This window comes from Mesorhizobium sp. M7A.F.Ca.CA.001.08.2.1, from assembly GCF_003998455.1.
Classification (GTDB): domain Bacteria; phylum Pseudomonadota; class Alphaproteobacteria; order Rhizobiales; family Rhizobiaceae; genus Mesorhizobium; species Mesorhizobium ciceri.
This window is the reverse complement of sequence record NZ_RZPW01000671.1, coordinates 1-3,463: the sequence shown is the minus strand read 5'-3', so window position 1 is coordinate 3,463 and position 3,463 is coordinate 1. Positions and strand designations below refer to the sequence as shown.

5 protein-coding genes are annotated in these 3,463 nt (G+C 57.1%); 3 read left to right on the top strand and 2 right to left on the bottom strand.

Going from position 1 to position 3,463, the window contains the following annotated elements:
- Positions 1 to 319: 319 nt before the first annotated feature.
- Positions 320 to 970 carry a hypothetical protein gene (locus tag EN914_RS39410; protein ID WP_245265378.1) on the bottom strand — a complete coding sequence of 217 codons (651 nt, stop codon included), beginning with the start codon at positions 968 to 970 and terminating at the stop codon, positions 320 to 322.
- Positions 971 to 1,361: 391 nt separating this feature from the next.
- Between EN914_RS39410 and EN914_RS28735 the strand changes: the two genes are divergently transcribed.
- The 3 genes from EN914_RS28735 (at position 1,362) to EN914_RS28725 (ending at position 2,817) form a co-directional block, all read left to right on the top strand.
- Positions 1,362 to 2,096, top strand: a complete 735-nt coding sequence (locus EN914_RS28735) for a Crp/Fnr family transcriptional regulator (RefSeq protein ID WP_127389426.1) — start codon at positions 1,362 to 1,364, stop codon at positions 2,094 to 2,096.
- 19 nt (positions 2,097 to 2,115) lie between these two features.
- Positions 2,116 to 2,352 carry a DUF6894 family protein gene (locus EN914_RS28730; protein WP_024504626.1) on the top strand — a complete coding sequence of 79 codons (237 nt, stop codon included), beginning with the start codon at positions 2,116 to 2,118 and terminating at the stop codon, positions 2,350 to 2,352.
- A gap of 225 nt (positions 2,353 to 2,577) precedes the next feature.
- The gene (locus EN914_RS28725) at positions 2,578 to 2,817 is read left to right on the top strand and encodes a hypothetical protein (RefSeq protein WP_032899472.1); all 240 of its coding nucleotides are present in this window, start codon (positions 2,578 to 2,580) and stop codon (positions 2,815 to 2,817) included.
- 389 nt (positions 2,818 to 3,206) lie between these two features.
- On the opposite strand, the gene EN914_RS28715 is transcribed toward EN914_RS28725, so the two are convergent.
- The coding region (locus EN914_RS28715; RefSeq protein WP_127389425.1) for a DUF6894 family protein at positions 3,207 to 3,463 on the bottom strand (257 nt) is incomplete at its 5' end.

Here is a 3,463-nt window from a genome sequence, read left to right as displayed (position 1 = left end):
CCGCACACCTTCGATAACGTACGCAAACCGGGTCCCAACAGAACCTGCGCGAACCCCGTGCAAGCCGCGCCGAAACGCCCCGCAGCCCCTCAGAATTAATGGGGGATTGGCATCGGTGGTGTGTTTTGGGACGTGGGCGGTCAGGCGGGTCTCCTGACCTCCATGTTGAGGAAATGCTTCGGTCCGGGGCCGCCACGGTCCTCGAACGTAGCGGCTATGACGCCAGGGCCTGGCATTTCAAGGGCCGCTATGGGAGATGGTCCAAGGGCGCGGGATGCTCGGATCAAAAACCGCGGGAACGCGGCCGTATCTTCTTTGATCACTGCCTGATGAACATGCCCGTATAGGTCTGGCCGGCGAGCGTATGGGTTGCGGACAGCGTGCCGTCGGGCATCATCCTAAAACTGACGTCCGCGCCATTCGGGAGGCGCCCCAGCTTCAACGTATTCCCTACAATTTTTCCTTCGCCCGCGGCCTCACCCGGATTGTCATCGCTCAGAATTCCCCATGCGTAGGTTACGGTCACCTTTCCGTTTGAAGAAACAGATTGAACAGACAGTTTACCTTCATATGTGCCTTCCAATCGCCCGACCCAATTGCCCGAAAAAGCGGCGTACTTTGTTGGAACGCCCTTTGAAGGAGGAATGATTGCCACGGATTGATCCATTATTGCCGGGCCGGGGGGAACAACGGCAGGATCCAAGGCGGATTGGGAGGGAATGGCAGCAGGTTCGATAGCGGCGGATTGCAGCGGTTCAGGAGCCGATTGGCACGCGGGTAGGGCAAGTGCTGCGAAGGCCAGTATAAGGTTCCGCATCAATTTCTCCACATCGTTTCCGAAGGACATATCCGAAAGCCCACTGATCGGCAGAAAGTTCCATTCCCCACCAGGCCGGATTTTGGAGACGCCTGATGAACCATGAGTGACCCCAATAGATAGCCGCTCGTCAACCGTGTAGCGACATTGCACGGCCGCACCTCAAGCGGGCTCGTTGAGATGCCCATTTGCAAGGCCGGATTTCTCGCTTCAGGTGAGACGCCTTTTGCCTGATGCCTGGCCGGAGCCATCTGGCCCTCATAGGTGAGGTTGCAGCGTCAGGCCTTGGCGGATCAACCACCTCATGTGATGTCGCAGCGACCATTGCGAGCGCAGCCTATGTCATAGGTTAATGCGCTGCTCGAGGGGCTCGATTATGGGTGTGCAGCACTCCTGTGCCCCGTGCAATGAAGTCCCGGCCAAGGACCTGCCTCGGCATCCTGAATTCCCAGTTCCCGACCAGCAGTCCGGCGCCTCGTTACGGCTATCCGGAACTTTTGACGCGGATGCAAGTTCGATAACCAACATCAGCTAGGTAGCCACTTTGTCACCCACTTCATCCTCGGATGTACTTATCCGCAAGCTCCAGAGCATCTCGGATCTCCGAGAGGGCGATATTGATGTTTTGAAAGACATCCAAATTCAGGAGAAGGATTTTCTTGCCAATTACGACCTGGTGCGTGAGGGTGACCGCCCTGTCAATTCGTTCGTGGTTTTGGATGGCCTGCTCGGTTCCACCAAACTTACCGGCGATGGCAAACGGCAGATTACATCCTTCTTTGTGGCTGGGGACATTCCCGATCTGCATGGACTGCATCTGTCGGTCATGGATTGCAATTTCACGACCCTGACAGCAGCCAGACTGGGCTTCATGCGACATGACGCTCTTCGAGCCATTTGCGAACAGCATCCCCGAATCGCGACGGCTTTTTGGCGCTCGACGCTGATCGATGCAGCGATTTACAGGGAATGGGTAACGAATGTGGGACGACGAGAGGCCTATACGCGCATGGCTCACATCTTGTGCGAACTGATCTTTCGCTTGCGCTCGGTTGGACGCATCCAGGATCACGCCGCGGATCTTCCCATTACCCAGGCAGCACTTGGCGATGCATTGGGCTTGTCTACAGTCCACGTCAACCGAATGCTTCAGGAACTTCGACGTAGAGGCCTCATCGCCACCACAGGCCCAAGGGTGCAGGCTCTTGATTGGCCCGGCCTCACTCGTGCAGGTGATTTCGAAACGACCTACCTGCACCAAAGGAACCCCGCAGCTTAGTGGTGACGGAAGCTTTCGGATGGCACGATTTTTCTTTGATAGTGGCGATCACGATGTGGTCATCCAGGACGAAATCGGCATCGAATGTGCCGGTCTGGAGGAGGTGCGCCGCGTGGGCTTCGAAGGCCTTATCGACCTTACGAAAGATGCACTGACCGAGGTGGACGGGCAGCAAGTATTTGTTGAAGTGCGGAACGAAAACGGCGACAGGATACTGAGGCTGAGCATCTCGCTTCAGATCAAGCTGATGAGATAACGTGCGATAGGACTTGCTGCGAAAGAACGCTGCCGAACGCCGGCACACCAAACGGAGCGGCGACGAAACCGAATGCCGCGTGGCCGGACTGACGCACGAAGATGCCGCCGCCATTTGCGACCAGCTCGGGTTCTCCACATTGGACAAATCGGAAAGCCGCAGCAGAAGGGCATGCCCGCCTCAGTGGCGCAATCCGACTGATTTAATCGATGTCGCGATTTTTGTATGAAGTTCTGGAACGCGCACTCTCAGCGCTCGTTCATGTTGTCTCAGCAGAGGGTCGTCGAGATGCAACGAAAAGCGAACGAGGCAAGCCGGGTTGCGAAAGGCCAGGACCTTGAGGTCGAACATCTGGTCGAGCTCACGGAAATTGACCCCAAGCAGGCACGAACGCTGCTTCGCAGGCATGGCGCCGATTGGCCGAAGCTCAAAGACGAGGCGGAAGCTCTGAAGAAGGAAGACTAATCGTCACCTTCCGAGCGGTTGGCGAGAAAGCAGTTCTAGCTCATCCTCATCCGTTACCCCAGCCTGGTAGTAAGCCAGAATACGTGATGCGCGCCGCTCCTTCTCGGTTGCGGTTTCGTTTTTGATTTTGCTGCGTGCGAAGACGCGACTGAGCAGGGCAAGTTCTGATGGGGTGAAGGCGTCTCTATGCATCGCATCTCAACTCCCGCGCGCCCGTCTCGAGAGCGTCGAGGTGGGCTGAAGCCGTGTTGCAGCCTCTGCGCGTCTTTCGGAGATTAAACAAAAAGGCTGTCCGCACCAGCCAGAAAACGGTCCTTTTTCGGGTTCACGGCGTGATCTGCCCGGCGGCCGCAACATCTGGCTCGAGGGCGACAGCGGAGAAACCGGCTTCAACCCGATCGCAAGACGCCTGGCTCCTCTGTTTCCTTGAACTCTTCGGTATCCCTGGGCGCGGCGACCAGATCCTGGAATCCGATAGTGGCGACGAGATAGCCTGCTTCGTCGTAAACCTTCGTCACCCAACTGGTCGGGTCCACGCCATCGACAATTCCGTCGAGCATGGCCTCCTTGGCTGCACGCTTCGCCTCTCTGACAGCCTCATCTCGATCAGCCATATCGGCAAAGATTGCAGGCTGGGCCATGCCTT